Genomic DNA, 20,345 nt, shown 5'->3' on the forward strand with positions numbered 1-20,345 from the left:
CAGGCGAGCCCCGGACAGGCGGGGTATAGGGGCAAATGATGCGCGTATCAATAGTGGACCGCATTGCGGGCCAACGACCCCATGACTCCCCGATTACAATCCATGCTGACGAGACCATGAAGCGCGGCTATTCGCAGTTCTGAGCCTGTCCCTTTTTGGCAGGATGAAAACCGCACAACTCTATGTTACGCTCCCTATGATTCTTGAATGATCGAGGGAAATTCAAGGGTCGATGGAATCATTTTTGAAAGGGTGGAATAGGATCTGAAGTAAGTGCAGCAACGGGAGGACGGCACTTGGCTTTCGAAACGCAGACACTACAAGTTTTTGACTTTAAGGCCTACGTCAAGCGACAATTCAACTTGCTTAGACGCGCGAAATCTTTGCCCGAGGACAAAGTTGAAAGCCTCGCCCGCGAAGCTTTGAGGCGTCTGGCCGAGAGAGACGTGTCATTGGACACAACACTTCATGACATCGCCCCATCAGAAGAGGTGCTCGCAGATTTTTGCGCGGCTCTGATTTCGGAGAATGACACAGCGGCGGCCGACATCATTCTTCGGCTGAACGCAAAGCAAGTATCCCCGGAGTTTGTTTATCTGTCATATCTCGCGGCAGCCGCGCGCATGTTAGGGGACTGGTGGGAGGAAGATCGCGTCGGTTTTTGGCAAGTGACCGTGGGCACGGGCCGTTTGCTGGCCATCATGCGCAGCATGAGCCATCTCTTTGAGTCCACCGTCCGGCTGGAGCAGAAAACCGCGATCTTCGCATCAGTGCCTGGTGAGCAACATGTTCTGGGAATGCACATGGCCGCGGATTTGTTCCAAAAAGACGGTTGGAATATCGCGATGAAAGTCGGGCTGGATCACGATCAACTGATTTCAGAGATCGAACACACGCCCACGGATGTAATTGGCCTTTCGATGGGAGGGGGCCATGCGCTAGATGCCCTGTCAAAACTGGTGGTTGCGCTCCACATTAGCCGCCCAAACACGCCGATTGTATTAAGTGGCCACGGTGTCATGAGTATCCGGCCAAAACTGGCTTGGATGGAACTTGATGGTGTCTTTGAGGACGTTGATGAGGCGAAATCCAAAATGAACGAGATTTGGGAACTGCGAAAAGATCGATCTCACCTGCATGTTGTCAGGACCGCTGACAAAGGTTAACGCGGGGTCTTTTTTCGCCAACGATCCCACAGGTCCGGCCGACGGTCTTTTGTCAGCGCCTCTGACATCTTTTGCCGCCACTTGGCGATCTCGCCGTGGTGTCCGGACATCAACACGTCAGGGATCTGTCGTCCCTGCCATTCGGCAGGGCGAGTGTACTGCGGGTGCTCCAGTAAGCCATTGGAAAAGCTTTCTTCTTCGGTCGAGCTTTCATTTCCCAAAACACCGGGCAGCAGTCGCACGCATGCATCAAGCAAAGCTTGTGCCGCAATCTCGCCGCCGGTCAGAACATAATCACCCATCGAGATTTCCTCGATGTCGTAGTGGTCAATCACCCGTTGATCGAGTCCCTCAAACCGTCCGCATATGAGTGTCACGCCCGGGCCGCTGGCCAGGTCCCGTGCGCGGTTCTGGTCAAAGGGTTTGCCGCGTGGACTGAGGTAAATCAGTGGCGCGTCGGGTGCAGAACGGGCCAAGGCATCTTCGATGGCGTGTCCCATGACATCCGCGCGCAAGACCATCCCCGCACCACCACCGGCTGGCGTGTCGTCAACATTGCGATGCTTGCCGTCGCCGAACGGGCGCAAATCAACAGGAGCAAGCTGCCAAACCCCATCTTTCAGAGCCTTGCCCGTCAGGCTTTGGCCCAAAACGCCGGGAAAGGCATCCGGCAGCAACGTGACGACAACGGCCCGCCATGCGTGGGCCAAACGATCTTCTGTCTCCATCAAACTGCGGGGCTTTGACGAGGCGGCAATCGACTTGCGGCCGTGGGATCGGGTAGGGGCGTTTCTCATTTTGAACCTCCCGCAGGCTGCGTTGTCGCACCAGCACTACGATGCCGGTTCAGAATGCGTCGTTTGGCTTCGGTTGCCACCTCATCACTCATGTTCGAGCGATTTATTTTCAACAGCTCCTCCGCAACACCATGCGGCTGCACATTTTCGATGGGAAGGGGAGGTAGCCCTTCGGTCGAGATGCCGTAGCGGTCGAGGAACATCCCAAGCGGGCCAAGCGCTGTGCCGGAACAGGATTCGAGACGCCCGGCGTCCACGTGCGCTTTGCCCTCCACCAGTTGCGCTGTTTGGGCCACAACATCGTCGAGGCGCGCCGCGTTGGCCCAGATGTTTTGAAAGCTGGTGAAATCGTCTGTCAGTCGAACACCGCGTAAAAGCTGATAGTATACGCTGCGCTGCCAGGCTTCGGGCGCGCGCGTTGTGTACCAAACATCGATCTTGGTCTTAGGCCCAAACCGGGTCAGAAGACCATCAACCGCGCGCGCCATCAGAGGGGAGGACGCGGCATAAGTCTCGACACCATATTTGCCCGGAATCAGTCCAGACAGATCTTCGCTGGTGATCAGAAGTGGGCGTGTTTCGTCGGCGTTAAGGCCCTGGATAAAGGTATCGAAAGCCTGGCCAAAAGCCGTAAGGTTCAGGGGCTTGGGTTTGCGCGAGTATTTCCGCGCCGCGCGAATTACATCGGGCATTTCCGTCATCAGCACATAGCGCAGACGCGGCGACATAACCGCGTCATGCGCGGCCAGCCCGCGTTGCAGGCTGGAGGTGCCCGTCTTGTGAAAGCCCGGATGCAGGATCACGTGCATGGCTCAGAACACCCCATCAGGCGGGTCGGCGATGATGCGGCCAGTGGTTAGGTCAACGGTGGGCACCGCTTCGAGTGTGAACGGCAAAAGCGCGGGCGCGGGCAGGCCGGGGACCAGGACTTCGAGGATGTCCGACGCGCCGTGATTGAGCACGGATTTCACCGTGCCCAAAAGCGTGCCGCCGGTATCATAGACCTCCAGCCCGATGAGATCGGCGTGGTAGTATTCATCATCCGGCAGATTGGGCAGGCGGGTGCGGTCCACATAAAGCCGCGTGCCTTTGAGCGCCTCGGCCTGTTCCTTGGTGGCGATGCCAGACAGCCGGGCGATGAGCGCGCCCTTGGTGGTCTGGCCGCTGAGGGTGATGGTAAAGCTTTGTGCCGCATCTTCAGTCGTGACCGCGCCATAGGCGGCCACATCCTCGGGCGTGGCGGTGAACGCCTTGAGCCGCACCTCACCCCGGACGCCAAAAGCGCCTGCGATGGCAGCGATGCAAATGCGGTCGGTCATGATCCACCTTGCGTGATGCAAAGCCCACCCGCCATGTCGCCCCCAAGCGCATCACAGGCCTGGCTTGTGTTGCTCCGCTCATAAAACACACCCGCCACGAAGGCGAGCATCGTGAAGATCACAAGGCGGATGAGGCGAAACATGTCCTAGCGTTCCTCTATGGGCAGGGTGCCGCGGCGGTCTTCCCATCCGGCGCGTTCCAACTCGGGGGATTGGTGATCGGCCTCGGGCCAGCCGACGCAGAGATAGGCCACCAGCCGCCAGCTTTCCGGGACATCAAGATCGCGCTGCAGCTGTTCGGGATCCAGGATCGACACCCACCCCACACCCAGGCCCGCCGCGCGCGCAGCAAGCCAGAATTGCGTGATGGCGGCCACCACCGAGTAACGGCGCATCTCTGGCATGGTGCCCGCGCCAAGGCCCTGACCTTTGTCGGTGGCCTCGTCGCAAAAGACCGCCAGTTGCACCGGGGCCTCTTGCATGCCCGAGAGTTTCAGGCGGCTGTAAAGCTGTGCGCGGTCTCCGGCATAGCCTTCGAGCGCCTCGGCATTGGCCGCGGTGAAATTTGTCAGCGCCGCCTGCCGGGCCGCCTCGCTTTCAAGACGGACAAGCCGCCATGGCTCGCTCAGCCCCACGGATGGGGCCAAGAGAAAGGCGTCAAGACAGGCGGACAAAACCGTGGCGTCCACCGGATCGGTGCGGAAGTGGCGCACATCACGCCGCCACCGCATCAATTCCGACAGCTCAGACTGGAAGTCTTGGGAAAACGTCGACATTCCAGATCAGGCCAAGATCAGCTTTCCTCGGCTTCCTCGGCGGGCGCTTCTTCGGCAGGGGCCTCATCCGCGGCGGCCTCTTCGGCAGGCGCTTCCTCGGCAGGGGCCTCTTCTGCGGCGGCTTCTTCGACCGGGGCTTCCTCAGCTGGGGCTTCTTCTGCAGCTTTGGCTTTCTCGGCCTTCTCCTCGGCGCGGTCCTTTGCTTTCTGGCCGGGCTCGCCCTTGTTGGGGTTGTTGCGTTCTGTCTTTTCTGAATGACCAGCCGCTTCGAGGAAGCGCGCGATGCGGTCCGAAGGCTGTGCGCCTTGGTCGAGCCAGTACTGGATGCGTTCCATGTTCATTTTCACGCGCTCTTCGCTGTCTTTTGGAAGCAGCGGATTATATGTGCCCAGCTTTTCAATGAAGCGACCATCGCGTGGCATGCGGCTGTCAGCTGCCACGATGCGATAGAAGGGGCGTTTCTTGCTGCCGCCACGGGCAAGTCGGATTTTCATGGCCATTTTAGTGTTCTCCTTGGAATGGCGTGGAGGTGGGATGAAATCCCACCCTACGTTTGATGTTGTTTGTGGTGCTGAATGACTTCAGCGATGATAAAATTCAGGAATTTCTTGGCGAATTCCGGGTCGAGATCGGCCCGGTTTGCCAAATCTTCAAGCCGTGCGATCTGCGCCGCTTCGCGGGTGGGATCGGACGGGGGAAGGTCATGTTCGGCCTTGAGCTTGCCCACAGCTTGGGTGTGCTTGAACCGCTCGCCCAGCGTGTAGACGAGAATGGCATCGAGTCGGTCGATGCTTTCCCGATGCTCCTTGAGAAGGTCTGCGGCACGGTTGCTTGCGTCAGTCATTTTGCGTACCTCGAAAGATCGTGCAGGTAGATCAGGTTGTCGGCAGCATGGGATGCGCGCCCAGGCTGCAAAGTTGCTCCTAGTCGTTCGGCCAGCTTCATCGAGGCTAGATTGCTTTCGGCGATGTAGCTGACGAGGCGTTCTGGTTTCAGCACGGAGGCGGCCCAGTTTAGGGCTGCGGTTGCAGCCTCGGTTGCTATGCCGCGCCCTTCGGCGCCGGAATATGTATTCCAGCCAATCTCTATGTCATCATGATGGGCGGGGTGGTGCAAACCGACGGAGCCCACCACGGTATCGTCTTCGATCACCGTCCACCAGCCAAATCCCTTTAGCGACCAATGCCCAACATCTGCGGCAAACAGCCTCCACGCATCGGCAATGCCTAGCGGCCCGCCAATATAACGGGCAGCGTCCGAAGCGTAGAATGCGGCAAATATGGCGAAATCGTCTCCGACTGGGCCGCGCAGCACCAGACGTTCGGTCGTGAGTTCAGGAACGTCAGTCAAGAGCCCATCCTTTCGGTTTAAAGAGGGGGTCGGCATAGTGCGCGATCTCAAGCTCGATGCCGTCGAGAATTTGACCGGATGTAAGACGATCAGGGCTTGGGTGGCGATAGACCGCGTCGGAGCCGTCAATCGTGGGCGCGTCAGGGTCCTTCACACAGCCAAGACGCTCTGCCAGCCGGATGGAATCGAGGTTCTTGGGGTCAATGTAGCTGACCGCGCTGTCCCAGCCGCCCTGGGCATAGAGGAAGCCGCGGACCTTGTGGACCGCTTCCAGCGCATAGCCATGCCCGGCCTTGTCGGGCCAGATGATCCAGGCAATCTCACGCTCGGGCCATTTGGCCGGAAACCATCCCCCAGCCATGCCCAGCGTTTCGTCTGTGGCACGGTCGTGGATCATCCACATGCCATAGCCGCGAATTTCCCAATGGCCGATCTCGGCGGCATAGAGCATCCAGGTCTCATAAGCATTGAGCGGACCACCCATGAACCGCGAGCGGTAAGAGGCAAAGGTGGCCTTGAAATCCGGGTAATCCTCGGATGCAGGGGCGCGCAGGATCAGCCGTTTGGTGTCCAATGTCGGGATATCGCGATGGCCCATCTTATGCCTCCGCCGGATTTGGATGACGGTAGATGAGCGACGGTTCATCATCCTCGGGATAGGAAATGTCGCCCACACATGTCGCGCCAAGGCGTTCTGCCAGGGCAATGGACTTGGTGTTTCCGGGCAAGATGTAGCTGTCGAGCACTTGAATGTTCAAGCTGTTCTGCGCATAGGTGCGTGCGGCTTTGGCAGCTTCCGTGGCATAGCCCCGGCCTTCCATGTCTTCCAGCATCATATAGCCAAGCTCATGATGTTGATCGCCGGGTTCAAAGCCGATCACCACGAAACCCAGCAACTGTTCCGTTGCGGTTTCTTCAACAGACCAAATCCCATGTCCGCGTAACAGCCATGTGCCGACCATAGAGGCGAAATCATACCAGGCGTCATCGCGACTGAACGGCCCGCCCAATCCTTCGCCACGCGCGCTGCAGGCGATTTGGGCGTAGGCGTCGAAATCTGAGAGAACAGGCGCGCGCAATGTGAGACGGTCGGTGTGCAGGCTAGGCAAATGGGCAGACAAATCCGCCGCCTGCGCCATGGCGACAGGTGTCGAGGGCTTTTCCATGAGCAAGGCTATTTCCGTCATGCGTAAGCCTCCGGACTGCCATCCGCATCCGTCTCAAGCCCAAGCTCTGCCGGGCTGGGGTGACGGTAGAGATGCTCTGCACCCATCTCGACATTGTCATAGGCGCGTTCAAAAGTAGCCCCGAGCCGCTCGGCCAGAGCAACGGAGCGTTCATTGCCGGGCACGATGTTTGATGTCAGCGTGGTAAACCCAAGATCTTCATAGGCCCACCGCCGCGCGCGCTCGGCACCCTCAAAGGCGATGCCACGCCCCTCAAACCCGGCATAGACAACCCAGCCGATTTCAGGTTCGGGCCAGCCTTCGGGGTCCCAGATGCCTGTGATGCCGCAGGGTTCACCGGTTTCTTTCCACTCCATGGTGAAATAACCGTAGCCCTTTAGCGCCCAATGGCCGATGGAGAGCGCAAACCAGCGCCATGCTTTGGGGCGGTCTTTTTCCGTGCCGAACCCCCAGGAGCGGTCTTTGTCCAACAGGAACGCGGCCAGCGGATCGAAATCTGCAGGTTTGGGGCCGCGCAGCAAAAGGCGCGGTGTCTCCAAGGTGGGGATGGCGAGGCTCAGGGTCATACCGTGCCTTGTGGGTATTTGAGACAAGAAAGAAGCATCAGGTTATTTCTTTTTGCCAAAGCCCGAGAGGCCGGGGGGAGAGACGCGCCACCGCCCAGACCGGGCAATCCGCCACCGGGCAGCCCCTTGCCCATTTGTTTGGCGGCTTGTTCCAGTGCCTTGGGGTCCATGCCGGCGGCCACGTCTTCAGGGCTGGGGCCGCCTTTGCCGAACATGCCTTTCATAGCCTGTTTGAGCATGCCGCCTTTGCCCATCTTGCCCATTTTCTTCATCATGTCGGACATCTGGCGCTGCATTTTCAGCAGTTTGTTCAACTCGCTGACCTCAAGGCCTGCGCCCGATGCAATGCGTTTCTTGCGGCTGGCTTGCAGGATTTTGGGGTTGGCGCGTTCTTTCTTGGTCATGGAATTGACCAAGGCAATCTGACGCGCGATGATTTTGTCGTCGATGCCGGCCTCGGCCATCTGGTTTTTCATTTTGCCCATGCCGGGCATCATCGACATCACGCCTTCCATGCCGCCCATCTTTTGCATTTGCTCCAGCTGCATCTTGAGGTCGTTCATATTGAACTGCCCCTTGGTGAAGCGCTTCATCATGCGTTCGGCCTGTTCGGCCTCGATGGTCTCTTGCGCCTTTTCCACCAGGCTGACGATGTCACCCATGCCAAGGATGCGGCCTGCGATGCGCTCAGGCTCGAAGGTTTCGAGCGCGTCCATCTTTTCGCCAAGGCCAACAAAGCGGATGGGTTTACCTGTCACGGCGCGCATCGAAAGCGCCGCGCCGCCGCGCCCGTCGCCATCCATCCGGGTCAGGACCACGCCTGAGACGCCGATCTTGTCGTCAAATTCGGTGGCGACGTTCACCGCGTCCTGACCGGTGAGGCCATCGACCACCAGCAGGGTTTCGCGCGGGTTGGCCACATCGCGCACGGCGGCGGCCTGGGCGATGAGTTCCTGATCGATATGCAACCGGCCTGCCGTGTCGAGCATGTAGACGTCATAGCCGCCAAGCCCGGCCTGGGTTTTGGCGCGTTTGGCGATGGCGACGGGGTCTTCGCCTTTGACGATGGGCAGGGTGTCGACACCGATTTGACGGCCCAGAATTTCAAGCTGTTCCATGGCCGCCGGGCGGTTGACGTCGAGCGAGGCCATGAGCACGCGTTTGCCATCGCGCTCTTTCAGACGTTTGGCCAATTTAGCAGTTGTCGTGGTCTTACCCGAGCCCTGCAGGCCAACCATCAGGATGGGGGCAGGCGGGTTGTCGATTTTAAGCGCGCCGGGGTCTTCTTCGCCGGTCAGCGTTTCGACCAGCGCATCATGCACGATCTTGACGACCTGCTGACCGGGGGTGACCGACTTAGTCACCGCCTGACCAGTGGCCGCCTCCTGGACGCGTTTGATGAAGTCACGCGCGACAGGCAGCGACACATCGGCCTCAAGCAGAGCCACGCGCACCTCGCGCAAGGCGGTCTTGACGTCATCTTCTGACAACGCGCCCTGTTTGGTGAGCCGGTCAAAAACGCCAGAGAGACGTTCGGAAAGATTTTCAAACATGCCTCGGCCTCCTTTGCCGGTTTCGGGATGTCACCCCTAAGATAGGGGCAACGGTTCAAACGATAAACGCCCCCACGGGCGAAACTCGCTGGTGGGGGGCGATCCCGGGCAGATGCCCAAGGGACCGGAAGAACAGATGCCTTCCGTGATGTTGAGGGGCGTTTAGGCCTGTGGGGGCATGGAGTCAAGCCTGTCTGAGCTTGTTAATAGGGTCATTCACACATGACTTCAAAGTCAAACACGCGTCCCGGCAGGGTCCACATCGTGTCAGGTGTGTGGACCTGAAACACCTGCCGTCGGCTCAGTGCGGTCCACCCTTCCGTATCTTTGGGCAAGTCAAAGCTTTCGAGGGATCCGCGTGGCGCAAAGAGTGTGATCAATAGCGGGTCTTCATAGGCGCTTATTCCGCCAAGGTTGCCGTCGACATTCTTGGCGTCAAACGAGGCGTAGTCGGCAAAATGCGGTGTGCGGACCATGTGCACGGCGCGCACCACGCCGCTGACGGAACTGCCATCGAGAGCTACGACACGGATCGTACCGGTGGACAGGTAAGACACGGTTTCATTGCCCATGCGCAGGGCGCGGCCTTCGGAATAGGCAATCTCGCCTTGCAATATAGAGCCTGAGGGCAGTGTGCCGTGATCAGCTTCGGTTTCAATTTGAAACGTGGCAAGACATTCTGCGGCTTGGGCTGTCAGGGGGCCTGCTGCAAGTAAAGTGGCGGTTAAACCTATCAGAAGGCGCTTCATCTCAGTTCCTCAATAGAAATGTGAAATCCGAAAACGCCCCTTCGGCGGTTTCAGCGCCCGCATGGCAGCCCAGGCACGTACCACTGGGATCTGTCTGAAGGTAAGTCTCCATCGTGGTGTTGCTGAGGTATCTGGGCAGTTCTCCGTGCTCGAAGATCGGATCGGGATTGGCCCCGCGCCATTGCGACGAGATGAGCATATAATTGGCCAGTTTGGACCCGGCCAGTTTTGCCTGCCAGACCGTGTTGGTTTCCTGTGTGGGGCTAAAGATGTCCCAGCACCGAACGACCTGTGATGGATGCGCCGGAGTGCCTTCCAGATTGCGTGCAAAGGGGGTGTTTCTGACCACAACAAGCTTACCGGTGGTGCCTCATTGGTGGGGCAATCCGGGCAGGTCGCGTCAAACAGAAGGTAGTCAGAGATGGAGTGTGTTTCCGGAGGCAAACACCCGTCCGGAAAGAGGGATTGGGCGTATAGTGAATTGATATCACGTGCGTTTTGTGCTGTTGGAACATTGTCGACATGCTCGAACGTGGCCCAGATCCATTTGTCCCCGTTGCCGCTTTGAACCTTGGCGACGACATGCATTCCGACTAGCCCGAGCCGCACGGACAGGCATGCGTCTTGGTTTTCGAGGGTGTGTCGTTTGGGGATCGGGATTAATCCAGAGGCTTCCACATATTCGGACCCGGAACTATCCAGAATCCGCCAGGCTGTTTTGATCAGCACTGAGGCGGGCTGATCTTGATCCACGCCCAAGGGGAAGTTGATCTTTTGGTCAAACTGCGCCCGCTGTTCCGGGATATTCAATTCATTTTCAAGGATATAGGTGAGCGCAACGGTGTTCATTCGCTTTTCGTAAACGATAAAGTTGCCCGCTTGATCAATCAGAGTGTTGCCATCTGATTGTCTGATGTCGGGAACCACGGTTTCAGGCGAGGAGGCTTGGCACGCCGGATCGGCTGTGCGCATCACTTCAGTGCCACGGGCGTAATCGCGCCATCCATGCAGATTGCTGCCGGGCCGAACGGCATCCCAATTCAGAGCGACAAAGGCTTGCCATGCGTATTCATCGAAGGGCGCTTGGGCGGGGGCGTTGACGACGCGGTATTCAAAGAAGCGGCTGAAATCAGGCTGATCTTCGGGGAAGACCGGGCAAAGCTGATCATGCGGCTCCAAAATACAAAACGAACGTGGGGCCTCTTGCGCCCATGCCAGACCAGTGAGGCCGAGGAGGAAAAAGAGAGTTTTGACAAGAATTGTATTCATAAAGGTAATTTTGGATACAAAATATAACTTCTGTCAACAACTGGTTCTGATATGCTTGGTTTATGAAAGCTCCGGTTCGATCCTCTGATGCATTCGCACCCGTCAAAATATCCAGCGCGCAAGTAGCTGATATCGTGACGGAAATTCGTAATGACATTGTTAGGGGCGTGATCGCGCCGGGGGCGCCTTTGGGGCAGGAGGCGCTGGCAGAAAGATTTGGGGTGAGCCGCATGCCCATTCGCGAGGCGATCCGGCATCTGGAAACCATGGGCTTTGTGAACGTCGAAAGCAACAAGCGCACCCACGTGGCAGAGACCAGCCTGAATGATTTTCGCGACATCTATGACATGCGGCTGGCGCTTGAATGTGTGGCGATGCGGTCGGCCATGGCGCATCTGACCAACGCTCAAATTGATGGGGCTGAACGTATTCAGCAGGATATCGCAGAGGCAGGCCCACTTAGTTTTGGTCAACTCAATCATGCGTTTCACATGACGCTTTACCGCCCCTGCAACCGGCCGCGGCTTTTGTCGCAGGTCGATATTTTGTTCAATGCGGCGGATCGGTATCTATGCATTTTGAAAGCCCCGCCCGGAATGCGCGCCAAATCCGACGCGGAGCATATCGAGCTGATCGAAGCCTGTCGCAAGCGTGACAGCGCGGCGGCTGAGGCGTGTCTGAGACGTCATATTGGCGACGCAGCGGCCTTGTTTGAAGAGCAGTTTGCGGAGTAAGGCGTGATTGCGCCGAGGCGCTGTCGTTACCCGTTCTCCCGCAAGATATGCCCCGCCAGATAAAGTGAGCCACAGATCAGGACACGAGCATTGGGTGTTTGTGATGTGACCTGACGCAGGGCGTCTTCAGCGCTGTCGGCGGTTGTTGCGGTGAAGCCTGCGGAGGTGGCTGCGGCGGCTGTGTCTGCGGCGGGCAGGGTGTTGGCTTCTCCGGGGATTGAAACGGCTGTCAGGCTGTCGGCGACAGCGGCCAGCGGGTTCAGGTAGCCAGAGATATCCTTGGTGTTCAACATCCCGCAAATCAGGTGGGTGGGGCGTTTGGGCAGGGTGGCGAGGTGCTTTGCCAGGGCTTGACCGGCGGCGGGGTTGTGACCTCCATCGAGCCAAAGTTCTGCCTCCGGTGCGGCTTCTGCGAGAGCGCCTTGCGTCAGGCGTTGCAAGCGTGCAGGCCATTGGGCCGATGTTACGGCAGCTTCGAGGGCTGCATCGCTCAAGTTCAAGTGGCGCAGCGCAGCAACGGCGGCGCCAGCATTCTCGACCTGATGCGCGCCGGGCAGGATGGGCAGGGGCAGATCGCGCAGGCCGGTTTCGTCCTGAAAAATCAGCCGCCCGCGTTCGGTGGTGACATGCCAGTGTTGGCCATACGCCAACAGAGGCGCACCCAAACTGCGTGCCTTGGCCTCAATCACGTCCATGGCGTCATCGGCTTGTGGGCTCACAACGCAAGGCACACTGCGCTTGATTATGCCCGCCTTTTCACCTGCAATCGCTGCCAACGTGTCGCCGAGGAATTGCTCATGATCCATCGACACAGGTGTAATGATCGTCAGCGCCGGTTTGGCGATGACATTGGTGGCGTCCAGTCGTCCGCCAAGGCCGACCTCTAGCAACGTGAAGTCAGCTTTGACCCGTGACATCGCGAGCAAAGCAGCACAGGTGGTGATCTCGAAATAGGTGATGGGCGCTTCGCCCTTGGCGGCGTAGCATTCATCGAGCACTGCGCTCAGGTCTGGTTCGCAGATCAGGTCACCCGCGAGGCGTATGCGCTCGTGAAACCGGGCAAGATGCGGTGAGGTGTAGGCATGGGCGCTTAGGCCTGTGCCTTCGATCCCGGCGCGGATCATGGCAAGGGTGGATCCTTTGCCATTCGTTCCGGCGATATGGATGACGGGTGGCAATGCCTCTTGCGGGTTGCCGAGGCGATCCAGCAGGCGCCAGACCCGATCCAGAGTGAGATCGATGATCTTGGGGTGCAGCGACATCATCCGCTCAAGGATGACGTCCGAAGATGTGGGGTTCATGTCTTGGTGGCGTCTTTCGCGTCGGGCGCTTCCGTGGCGTCCGGTTTTGCTGCCTCGGGGGTCTCGTCGGCTTCCGGAGCTGGCAGGTCGCCTTTCACGGCAGGTGGCAATCTCAGGAGCATGCGCGTGATGGTGATCAGTTCATCGCGCATGTCACCACGAGGCGTGACACGGTCGAGCATGCCATGGTCGAGCAGGTATTCGGCACGCTGGAATCCTTCGGGCAGTTTTTCACGGATTGTCTGTTCGATCACACGGGGGCCGGCAAAGCAAATGAGCGCGTTGGGTTCTGCGATATGCACATCACCCAGCATGGCGTAGGACGCGGTCACGCCGCCGGTGGTGGGGTGCGTGAGCACGACGATATAGGGCAAGTTGGCTTCTTTGAGCATTTGCACGGCGACGGTTGTACGCGGCATTTGCATCAGGCTCAGGATGCCTTCTTGCATGCGTGCGCCGCCAGCGGCGGAAAACAGGATCAGAGGGCGTTTGTGCTTCACAGCTTCTTCGGCGGCTTTGATGATAGCGTTGCCCACATACATGCCCATCGAGCCGCCCATGAAGGAAAAATCCTGGGCCGCAACGATCACCGGGGTACGCCCGATTTCGCCAGAGGCCACGAGCATGGCGTCTTTTTCGCCTGTGTCCTTCTGCGCAGTTTTCATGCGATCTGGGTATTTCTTTTGGTCACGGAACTGCAGGGGATCCGCCGTGGGCAGGGGAACCTCTATTTCGGCAAAGGCCCCGCCGTCGAAGAGTGTTTCAAAGCGGTCACGTGGGGTGATGGGCATGTGATGTCCGCAAGAGGTGCAGACATTCAGGTTTTCTTTCAGCTCACGGTGAAAGAGCATGGTGCCGCATTCATCGCATTTCGACCAAAGGTTCTCGGGCACTTCGCGGCGCGAAAAGATCGAGTTGATGCGCGGCCGCACGTAGTTGGTGATCCAGTTCATCGGTGCGAATGCCCCTTTATCCCGTAACGTCACCTGAAATAATGGGGGTCGCGGCGAATTGCAATCAGCGGCGCAAAGCAAGGCGGATGGTGAGCCAGCTGACAAAGAGCATCATCAGGTCCACAGGGGCCCAGGCCCAGACGGCGCGATCATCGCTTATTTCAAACGGGTATGTGTAAAGCGCCATACCGTCGAAATACCCCGTGGGGGCGGCCACGAATATCGCATAAAAATTGTTGAAAAAATGCAGGCCGACAGCGGGACCCAGTGTGCCGGAGCGGGCAGTCAGATCAGCTGCAACGACCCCAAAGGCTGTGGCCCAGAGCACGACGAGCCAGGCGTTGTCCCCATTCAGTTCGGCGTCATAGTGCAAAAGACCAAATATCACGGATGGCAGTACAATCCAGACAAGTGGGCGACCGTAGCGCGCAGCCAACTGGCTTTGCATATACCCGCGAAACAAGGTTTCTTCTGCGCCCACCTGAATAAGCAATGCGGGCAGAGCAAGCGGTAGGTAAAGAATCCACGTGCCAAACTCCACATTTAGTTGCGGGGCGATGTCGGGATCGCTGGGCATGAGAACCATCAATACCACGTAGAGACCCACGAGATAGCCGCAGGTTCTTTTGAATTGCGACTTTGCGGTGTCCCAATCGCCTATGGCACTCAAAAGCGTGCGCCCGTGCACCTGTCGCAACGCAATATCAAGGGCCAGGAAAACGAAAATGAAAATAAAGAGATTGCCCAGAACACCGGTCGGGTCACTCGCCGTATCCAATGAGTTGTCCAAAGCAGATCTCGCGTCTTCGCTCATTGCTGAATTCAACAGCGCGGAGGTCAGCATCACAAAGGTGAGGATCAGCACGACGCATAGCACCAGACCCAAAATCAGCCGCAGTGGTGTCGCACTGGGACGCGCGGGGGCGACAAGCTGTTCAAAGGCGGAATAGGCGCGGCGCATGCCGCAAAGCTAGGGCTGCGGGCTGGGACCTGCAATATTTCTTAGCGGATGCGCATGAAAAAACCCGGGCGCGAACGCCCGGGTCAGTTTCAAAGAGATAATCTGGAAGGAGAAGGTAGATTACCCTTTTGAGAACTCTGGATAGGCTTCCATGCCAAGTTCGGAGACATCGAGACCGTTGATCTCTTCCTCTTCGCCGACGCGGATGCCCATGACGGCCTTGAGGATGACCCAGACGATCAGGCTGGCCACGAAGGTGAAGACACCGTAGGCGGCAATGCCCATGAGCTGTGTGCCCAGGTTTGCGTCGCTGTTGTAGAAGATCACGGCGATGGTGCCCCAGATACCAGCAAAGAGGTGAACCGGGATGGCACCGACCACGTCGTCGATTTTGAACTTGTCGAGCATGGGCACAGTCAGCACCACGATCACACCACCCACAGCACCGATCCAGAGCGCGCCAAAGAGTGTTGGGGCGAGCGGTTCAGCAGTGATGGACACCAGACCGGCCAAGGCGCCGTTGAGCACCATGGTGAGGTCAGGCTTCTTGTACATCACCTGCGTCAGGATCAGCGCAGTCACAGCACCAGCTGCGGCTGCCATGTTGGTGTTGGCAAAGATGCGGGAAACGTCAGAGACATCGCCCACGGTGCCCATGGCAAGCTGCGAGCCGCCGTTGAAGCCGAACCAGCCGAGCCAGAGGATGAACGTTCCAAGCGTGGCGAGGGCGAGGTTGGAACCCGGGAATGGGTTCACTTTGCCGTCCTTGCCGTATTTGCCAAGGCGTGGCCCAAGGATAATCGCACCGGCCAGAGCGGCCCAACCACCCACCGAGTGAACCACGGTAGAACCTGCGAAATCAGAGAAGCCTGCCTCAGAGAGCCAGCCGCCGCCCCACTGCCAGGAGCCTGAGATTGGGTACATGACACCGGTAAGGAGAACGACGAAGATCAGGAAGGGCCAGAGTTTGATCCGTTCTGCCAGAGCACCCGATACGATCGAGGCTGTGGCGGCAACAAACACCAACTGGAAGAAGAAGTCTGAGCCAACTGAGGCATAGTCTAAAGCCGCGTCGGCTGCCGCAACGCCCACAGGGTCAAGCGTCGTTGGTACAAAGAAGCTTCCGACATAGCCGTTGAACTCGCCCGGATACATCAGGTTGAAGCCCATCAGCCAATACATGATGGCCGCGATCGAGTAGAGACCGATATTTTTGGTCATCTGCATGGTGACGTTTTTGGAGCGTACAAGCCCGCCTTCGAGCATGGCAAAGCCTGCGGCCATGAAGAACACCAGGAAACCCGCCATGCAGAACAGCAGAGTTGTCATGATATAGGGGCCGATTTCGTCAAAGCCCGGAGCCGCGTCCTGGGCCAAGCCCATCTGCGGCAAAGCGATCATTGCCGCCGCGGCAAGACCGAATTGAGTGTAGCGTTGCATAGTCATGTCCTTTCCCCCGCGCCGATCAGAGCGCATCTTCGTTGGTTTCGCCGGTGCGCACGCGCATCGCCTGGCTGACATCCAGCACAAAGATCTTGCCGTCGCCGATCTTGCCGGTTCGTGCTGTGGTCGAGATGGTTTCCACCACCTGATCGACCATCGAGGCTGCAACAGCGATTTCGAGTTTGATTTTAGGCACGAAATTGACGGCGTATTCTGCGCCGCGATAAATTTCGGTGTGACCGGACTGCGAGCCGAAGCCTTTGATCTCGGTCACCATCATGCCGCGTACGCCAATGCCGGTCAGCGCTTCGCGGACGTCTTCAAGCTTGAACGGCTTGATGGTCGCGATGATGAGTTTCACGGATGTCCCTTTCCAATGGATGAGCGGTTTGTTTGCATGCGCAGAAAATGCGGCAAGACCGGCGTGCGGGAAGGGTTTGTGAGGGATCAGCATGGGGGAAAACGTGAAAATTGCACAAAATATGCGCAAAAAATATCAAATGACTAAAAATTAGACATCTAAGAATCTGAATTGCGACAAGCTTAGGGTCTCTACATTCGATTCAGGGCGCGATAAACTAGGTCAAAATAAATATGACCGGGCAGGTTGAGCATGACGAAATCGGGGCGAAAATCACCGCGCCTAGTTGCTGAGAAGCGATACAAAAAACCGGCTGGAAAGCCGGCCAAAACGCGTGCGACCACGACCCGTAAGACGCCTACAAAACGTCGTCGCAAGTCATCAAGACCACCGCGCAAGGGAGTGATCGGGCTTTTGCAACGCCTGGTGCGTTGGGTTTTGCGCCTCTTCTGGAAGGTGACATGGCGCGTTGGGGTCGTGGTGCTTATCCTTCTGAGTTTGGCCGTTGGGTATGTCTACTCCACGTTGCCGGACGTCAACGCCTTGTTGGATGGCCGCGCACGGGGATCGGTGACGTTGATGGATCGCGATGGGGAAGTGTTCGCCTGGCGCGGCGATCAGTTTGGTGGCGTGGTCACCGCAAGCACTGTCAGCCCGCATTTGCGCAATGCGGTTGTCGCGACGGAGGACAAGCGGTTCTATCGGCACTTTGGGCTGAGCCCGAGGGGCATCGCGAGCGCGGTCAAGATCAATCTCAGTGAGGGACGGGGGCCGCTCTCGGGACATGGCGGCTCAACCATCACGCAGCAGACAGCCAAGCTTTTGTGCCTGGGTGTCGAATATGAGGCCGATGCTTGGGAATCCGAGGCCGAATATGTCCGCGACTGCCGAAGGGGGTCAATCTCGCGCAAGGCCAAAGAAGCCGTCTATGCGCTGGCGATGGAACTCAAGTACACCAAGGATGAGATCCTCTCGATCTATCTTAACCGCGCTTACATGGGCGGCGGCGCCTTTGGCGCGGAAGCTGCGGCACAGAGGTATTTTGGCAAACCAGCTGCAACAGTCGCGCCGCAAGAGGCGGCGATGCTGGCAGGTCTCTTGACCGCCCCGACACGTCTGGCGCCGACTACCAATCTGGAGCGCTCACAGGACCGCGCGGCTACAGTGCTTCGGCTGATGAATGAGCAAGGATATTTGAGCGACTCTGAGATGAAGGCCGCACAGGACAATCCGGCCACATTGTCAGCAGCGGCGCAACGGCAGGCAGGCGGGTATTTTGCCGACTGGGTGATGGAATCCGGGCCGGAGTTCTTTACGCGAGACACAACCGAAGACGTGATCATCCGCACAACGCTGGACCAGCGTATGCAGCGCGCGGCGGAAGAGGCGCTGGACTGGGTTTTTGAGAACAAGGTGCGCGAAGGATCTGAGGCGCAGGCGGCGATTGTTGTGATGAGTGCCGATGGGGCGGTGCGCGCTATGGTCGGCGGGCGCAAGGCGCAGGTGGTGGGTGCGTTCAACCGCGCGACCATGGCCAAACGGCAAACAGGGTCAACTTTCAAGCCTTTCGTTTATGCGACAGCGCTGGAGCTTGGGCATCATCACGACTCAACCGTGGTGGACGAGCCCTATTGCATGGACATCCCGGGCTCTGGTCGCTGGTGCCCCACGAATTTTGATAAGAAATACAGAGGCCTCGTTACGCTGCAGCAAGCATTGCGACAGTCGCTCAACATACCTGCTGTAAAAGTCTCAGAAGCCATGGGGCGGGACCTTGTGCGGCAAGTGGCGACGGATTTCGGTATCGACAATCAACTGGCCGACGGACCGGCTTTGGCACTTGGTGCCTCCGAGAGCACATTGCTTGAGATGACCGGTGCCTATGCTGGTATCCTGAATGGCGGATCTTCTGTCACACCCTACGGTTTGGTTGAGCTCAAACTGATTGGCGATGACACACCTTTGATGGGGACCGGTGGCGGTATCGGAGAGCGTGTGATCAGTGAGGAAGCCGCGCGCGAGCTGACGTGGATGATGTATAATGTTGTGCATGGTGGCACGGGTGGGCGCGCCAAACTGCCCGACCGCGAGGCGGCGGGAAAAACCGGCACAACACAGGCCGCGCGCGATGCCTGGTTTCTGGGCTTTACGGCGGATTATGTGGCCGGTGTCTGGATGGGCTATGACGACAACACGCCACTGAGTGGTGTGACGGGCGGGGGCCTTCCGGCAGAGATTTGGCGCGAGACCATGGTACGGGTGAACGAAGGCATAGACCCCAAGCCCCTGCCTATGCTGCGGCCACAGCCCAAACCCAAACCACAACCAGTGCAACGACAAAGACGGCGCAACACCAATTTCGAGAATTTCCTGAAGGATCTCTTTGGACGGTAAACAGGTAACTCGGATCAGGCCCGGAACGTGCCAGGCCTAGCCCGCTTTTTTAAGATCGGCGATCAACCCGTCAATATTGCCCTTGTTGCGATCGAGGATCGCGCCGATTTCCGTGCGCTCGGTCAAGCGTAGACTGACCCCTTCGATCACCATGTCAAAGAACAGGTCTCTCCCGGAGCGATCCGAAACGAGGAAGAGGACGTTAAACGGAGAGGATCCCTTGAGATACACCAGCGATTTGACTTCGTGCCAGGATTTCACCTTACGCACGCCTTTGACCTCGATGCGCCCGCCAATAAACTCGCGAAACCGCTTGCCGTATTTGCGTGCGATGTAGCTTTGGAAGGTTTTGGTGAAGGCACGCATTTGCCCGGAACTTGCACGGCGGGAATCCTGTCCAAGTGTGGAGCGTGCAATGATGCTGACATCTGCATAGCGGCTGAAGATCTCGTTCAAAATCACGGATCATAGCGTTAACCGACTTGCCGGAAGCGATCACGCGGTTGATGTCGGCCACGACCTGATCCACCAAGGCCTTGGCGCGCGCTTCGGTCAGCGCGAATGCGGAAGCGGGCAGGGTCGTCGCCGCAGCGCTTGCTGCGAGCAAAGAAACGACGTGACGGCGGTTTAGATCATTCATCATCGGGCACCTCAAATGGAGAGAGCGCAGGGTCATCGTATGGGTCGGCAAACGCCCCGTCAGAGCCGTTGCCAAGTTTGAATCGGCGGTTTTGCAGATAGATCGACTGCGCCTGCGCGTAACTGTCGGCACTTTCATAAAGAACCGAGTCGATGGTGTCTGCAAACCGTCCGCGATTGGACAGTCCAGAGGACACCGATGCAATGGTTCCATAGTAATTTTCTGGTGAGTCCAGAATGTAGGTCAGGGGGTTTGTGAATATATCAACCACAAGGCCAACAGTATCGCGTTCAGTCGAAGGACCCAACAAAGGCAATTCCACATAAGCGCCTTCCCGCACACCCCAAACGTGCAATGTCTGACCAAAGTCAGCGTCATTGGCCTCCGGCATGTTCAGATCAGTTGCGACATCAAAGACGCCTCCCAGTCCGATCGTGCTGTTGACGAGAAATCTGTAGCTGTCTTCCGTTGCCGCAAGCATGTTGCCCTGCAAAATGCTGTTCACGATAGAGCGTGGCAGCGACAGATTGAAAGCAAACCGTCCAATCGCGTCCTCAATATCGTCAGGCACATATTCTGAGTAACCGACGCCAGCAGGCCGCACGATGGCGCGGTCCAAAGAGAGGTTGAACTCATGCACGCTGCGGTTTTGCTCTTCGTAAGGGTCAAAAACCGCATCCGAGGGCAGGCCAGCAGGTGGCTTTGCACAGGCCGCCAACCCCACAATCAGGAGCAAAGGCAGCAGACAACGCAACGCGCGGCTAGGAGGACAGAGACGAAAATAAATCACGGTTTAAGGAATCTTTAAATCAGTTCAGCGCATACA

General features: G+C 58.0%; 21 protein-coding genes and 3 pseudogenes. 3 read left to right on the plus strand and 21 right to left on the minus strand.

Annotation, left to right across the window (positions count from 1 at the left end):
- Positions 1 to 296: 296 nt before the first annotated feature.
- On the plus strand, positions 297 to 1,166 hold the full coding sequence (locus RZ517_RS03345) for a cobalamin B12-binding domain-containing protein (RefSeq protein ID WP_338550063.1): 870 nt from the start codon (positions 297 to 299) through the stop codon (positions 1,164 to 1,166).
- Here RZ517_RS03345 and trmD read toward each other — a convergent pair.
- The 14 genes and pseudogenes from trmD to RZ517_RS03415 all read right to left on the minus strand — a co-directional run bounded on the left by trmD (position 1,163) and on the right by RZ517_RS03415 (position 10,732).
- Positions 1,163 to 1,963, minus strand: coding sequence for a tRNA (guanosine(37)-N1)-methyltransferase TrmD (trmD, locus tag RZ517_RS03350; RefSeq protein WP_338550064.1), 801 nt, complete (start codon positions 1,961 to 1,963; stop codon positions 1,163 to 1,165). The genes RZ517_RS03345 and trmD overlap by 4 nt on opposite strands.
- Positions 1,960 to 2,772, minus strand: a complete 813-nt coding sequence (locus RZ517_RS03355) for a hypothetical protein (RefSeq protein WP_338550065.1) — start codon at positions 2,770 to 2,772, stop codon at positions 1,960 to 1,962. Before RZ517_RS03355 ends, trmD begins: the two co-directional genes overlap by 4 nt.
- A gap of 3 nt (positions 2,773 to 2,775) precedes the next feature.
- Positions 2,776 to 3,282, minus strand: coding sequence for a ribosome maturation factor RimM (rimM, locus tag RZ517_RS03360; RefSeq protein ID WP_338550066.1), 507 nt, complete (start codon positions 3,280 to 3,282; stop codon positions 2,776 to 2,778).
- Positions 3,279 to 3,425, minus strand: coding sequence for a hypothetical protein (locus RZ517_RS03365; RefSeq protein WP_338550067.1), 147 nt, complete (start codon positions 3,423 to 3,425; stop codon positions 3,279 to 3,281). The genes rimM and RZ517_RS03365 overlap by 4 nt, the downstream gene beginning before the upstream one ends.
- Positions 3,426 to 3,428: 3 nt before the next feature.
- On the minus strand, positions 3,429 to 4,058 hold the full coding sequence (gene bluB, locus RZ517_RS03370) for a 5,6-dimethylbenzimidazole synthase (RefSeq protein ID WP_338550068.1): 630 nt from the start codon (positions 4,056 to 4,058) through the stop codon (positions 3,429 to 3,431).
- 107 nt (positions 4,059 to 4,165) lie between these two features.
- A pseudogene (rpsP, locus tag RZ517_RS03375) lies at positions 4,166 to 4,558 on the minus strand (30S ribosomal protein S16); the annotation flags it as partial.
- A gap of 47 nt (positions 4,559 to 4,605) precedes the next feature.
- The gene (locus tag RZ517_RS03380; protein ID WP_338550070.1) at positions 4,606 to 4,902 is read right to left on the minus strand and encodes a chorismate mutase; all 297 of its coding nucleotides are present in this window, start codon (positions 4,900 to 4,902) and stop codon (positions 4,606 to 4,608) included.
- The gene (locus RZ517_RS03385) at positions 4,899 to 5,408 is read right to left on the minus strand and encodes a GNAT family N-acetyltransferase (protein ID WP_338550071.1); all 510 of its coding nucleotides are present in this window, start codon (positions 5,406 to 5,408) and stop codon (positions 4,899 to 4,901) included. The genes RZ517_RS03380 and RZ517_RS03385 overlap by 4 nt, the downstream gene beginning before the upstream one ends.
- Positions 5,401 to 6,006 carry a GNAT family N-acetyltransferase gene (locus RZ517_RS03390; protein WP_338550072.1) on the minus strand — a complete coding sequence of 202 codons (606 nt, stop codon included), beginning with the start codon at positions 6,004 to 6,006 and terminating at the stop codon, positions 5,401 to 5,403. The genes RZ517_RS03385 and RZ517_RS03390 overlap by 8 nt, the downstream gene beginning before the upstream one ends.
- Before the next feature lies 1 nt (position 6,007).
- A complete protein-coding gene (locus RZ517_RS03395) occupies positions 6,008 to 6,595 on the minus strand; it encodes a GNAT family N-acetyltransferase (RefSeq protein WP_338550073.1) in 588 nt (195 codons plus the stop codon).
- On the minus strand, positions 6,592 to 7,161 hold the full coding sequence (locus RZ517_RS03400; RefSeq protein ID WP_338550074.1) for a GNAT family N-acetyltransferase: 570 nt from the start codon (positions 7,159 to 7,161) through the stop codon (positions 6,592 to 6,594). The genes RZ517_RS03395 and RZ517_RS03400 overlap by 4 nt, the downstream gene beginning before the upstream one ends.
- A gap of 42 nt (positions 7,162 to 7,203) precedes the next feature.
- Positions 7,204 to 8,714: pseudogene (gene ffh / locus RZ517_RS03405) on the minus strand (signal recognition particle protein).
- A gap of 212 nt (positions 8,715 to 8,926) precedes the next feature.
- Entirely contained in the window at positions 8,927 to 9,463 is a 537-nt protein-coding gene (locus tag RZ517_RS03410) for a hypothetical protein (RefSeq protein ID WP_338550075.1), read from the minus strand.
- A gap of 9 nt (positions 9,464 to 9,472) precedes the next feature.
- Entirely contained in the window at positions 9,473 to 10,732 is a 1,260-nt protein-coding gene (locus RZ517_RS03415) for a hypothetical protein (RefSeq protein ID WP_338550076.1), read from the minus strand.
- 134 nt (positions 10,733 to 10,866) lie between these two features.
- Here RZ517_RS03415 and RZ517_RS03420 point away from each other — a divergent pair, with 134 nt between their 5' ends.
- A complete protein-coding gene (locus RZ517_RS03420) occupies positions 10,867 to 11,466 on the plus strand; it encodes a GntR family transcriptional regulator (protein WP_338550077.1) in 600 nt (199 codons plus the stop codon).
- A gap of 26 nt (positions 11,467 to 11,492) precedes the next feature.
- Here RZ517_RS03420 and RZ517_RS03425 read toward each other — a convergent pair whose 3' ends face one another.
- From RZ517_RS03425 to RZ517_RS03445, 5 genes are all read right to left on the minus strand, one after another.
- Positions 11,493 to 12,767: a bifunctional folylpolyglutamate synthase/dihydrofolate synthase gene (locus RZ517_RS03425; RefSeq protein ID WP_338550078.1), complete on the minus strand. Its 1,275-nt coding sequence runs from the start codon at positions 12,765 to 12,767 to the stop codon at positions 11,493 to 11,495.
- The gene (accD, locus tag RZ517_RS03430; RefSeq protein ID WP_338550079.1) at positions 12,764 to 13,720 is read right to left on the minus strand and encodes an acetyl-CoA carboxylase, carboxyltransferase subunit beta; all 957 of its coding nucleotides are present in this window, start codon (positions 13,718 to 13,720) and stop codon (positions 12,764 to 12,766) included. The genes RZ517_RS03425 and accD overlap by 4 nt, the downstream gene beginning before the upstream one ends.
- A gap of 64 nt (positions 13,721 to 13,784) precedes the next feature.
- The gene (locus RZ517_RS03435; protein ID WP_338550081.1) at positions 13,785 to 14,681 is read right to left on the minus strand and encodes a CPBP family intramembrane glutamic endopeptidase; all 897 of its coding nucleotides are present in this window, start codon (positions 14,679 to 14,681) and stop codon (positions 13,785 to 13,787) included.
- Between the two features lie 120 nt (positions 14,682 to 14,801).
- Positions 14,802 to 16,127: an ammonium transporter gene (locus tag RZ517_RS03440; RefSeq protein ID WP_338550082.1), complete on the minus strand. Its 1,326-nt coding sequence runs from the start codon at positions 16,125 to 16,127 to the stop codon at positions 14,802 to 14,804.
- Between the two features lie 19 nt (positions 16,128 to 16,146).
- Positions 16,147 to 16,485, minus strand: coding sequence for a P-II family nitrogen regulator (locus RZ517_RS03445; RefSeq protein ID WP_338550083.1), 339 nt, complete (start codon positions 16,483 to 16,485; stop codon positions 16,147 to 16,149).
- 252 nt (positions 16,486 to 16,737) lie between these two features.
- Between RZ517_RS03445 and RZ517_RS03450 the strand changes: the two genes are divergently transcribed.
- On the plus strand, positions 16,738 to 18,879 hold the full coding sequence (locus RZ517_RS03450; protein ID WP_338550084.1) for a transglycosylase domain-containing protein: 2,142 nt from the start codon (positions 16,738 to 16,740) through the stop codon (positions 18,877 to 18,879).
- A 36-nt stretch (positions 18,880 to 18,915) separates the two neighbouring features.
- On the opposite strand, the pseudogene RZ517_RS03455 reads toward RZ517_RS03450, so the two are convergent.
- Positions 18,916 to 19,522: pseudogene (locus tag RZ517_RS03455) on the minus strand (MlaC/ttg2D family ABC transporter substrate-binding protein).
- Positions 19,512 to 20,309 (minus strand): MlaA family lipoprotein, encoded by a 798-nt coding sequence (locus RZ517_RS03460; RefSeq protein WP_338550085.1) that lies wholly within the window; start codon positions 20,307 to 20,309, stop codon positions 19,512 to 19,514. The pseudogene RZ517_RS03455 and the gene RZ517_RS03460 overlap by 11 nt, the downstream one beginning before the upstream one ends.
- Positions 20,310 to 20,345: the final 36 nt, after the last annotated feature.

Source organism: Roseovarius sp. S88 (genome assembly GCF_037023735.1).
Taxonomy (GTDB): domain Bacteria; phylum Pseudomonadota; class Alphaproteobacteria; order Rhodobacterales; family Rhodobacteraceae; genus Roseovarius; species Roseovarius phycicola.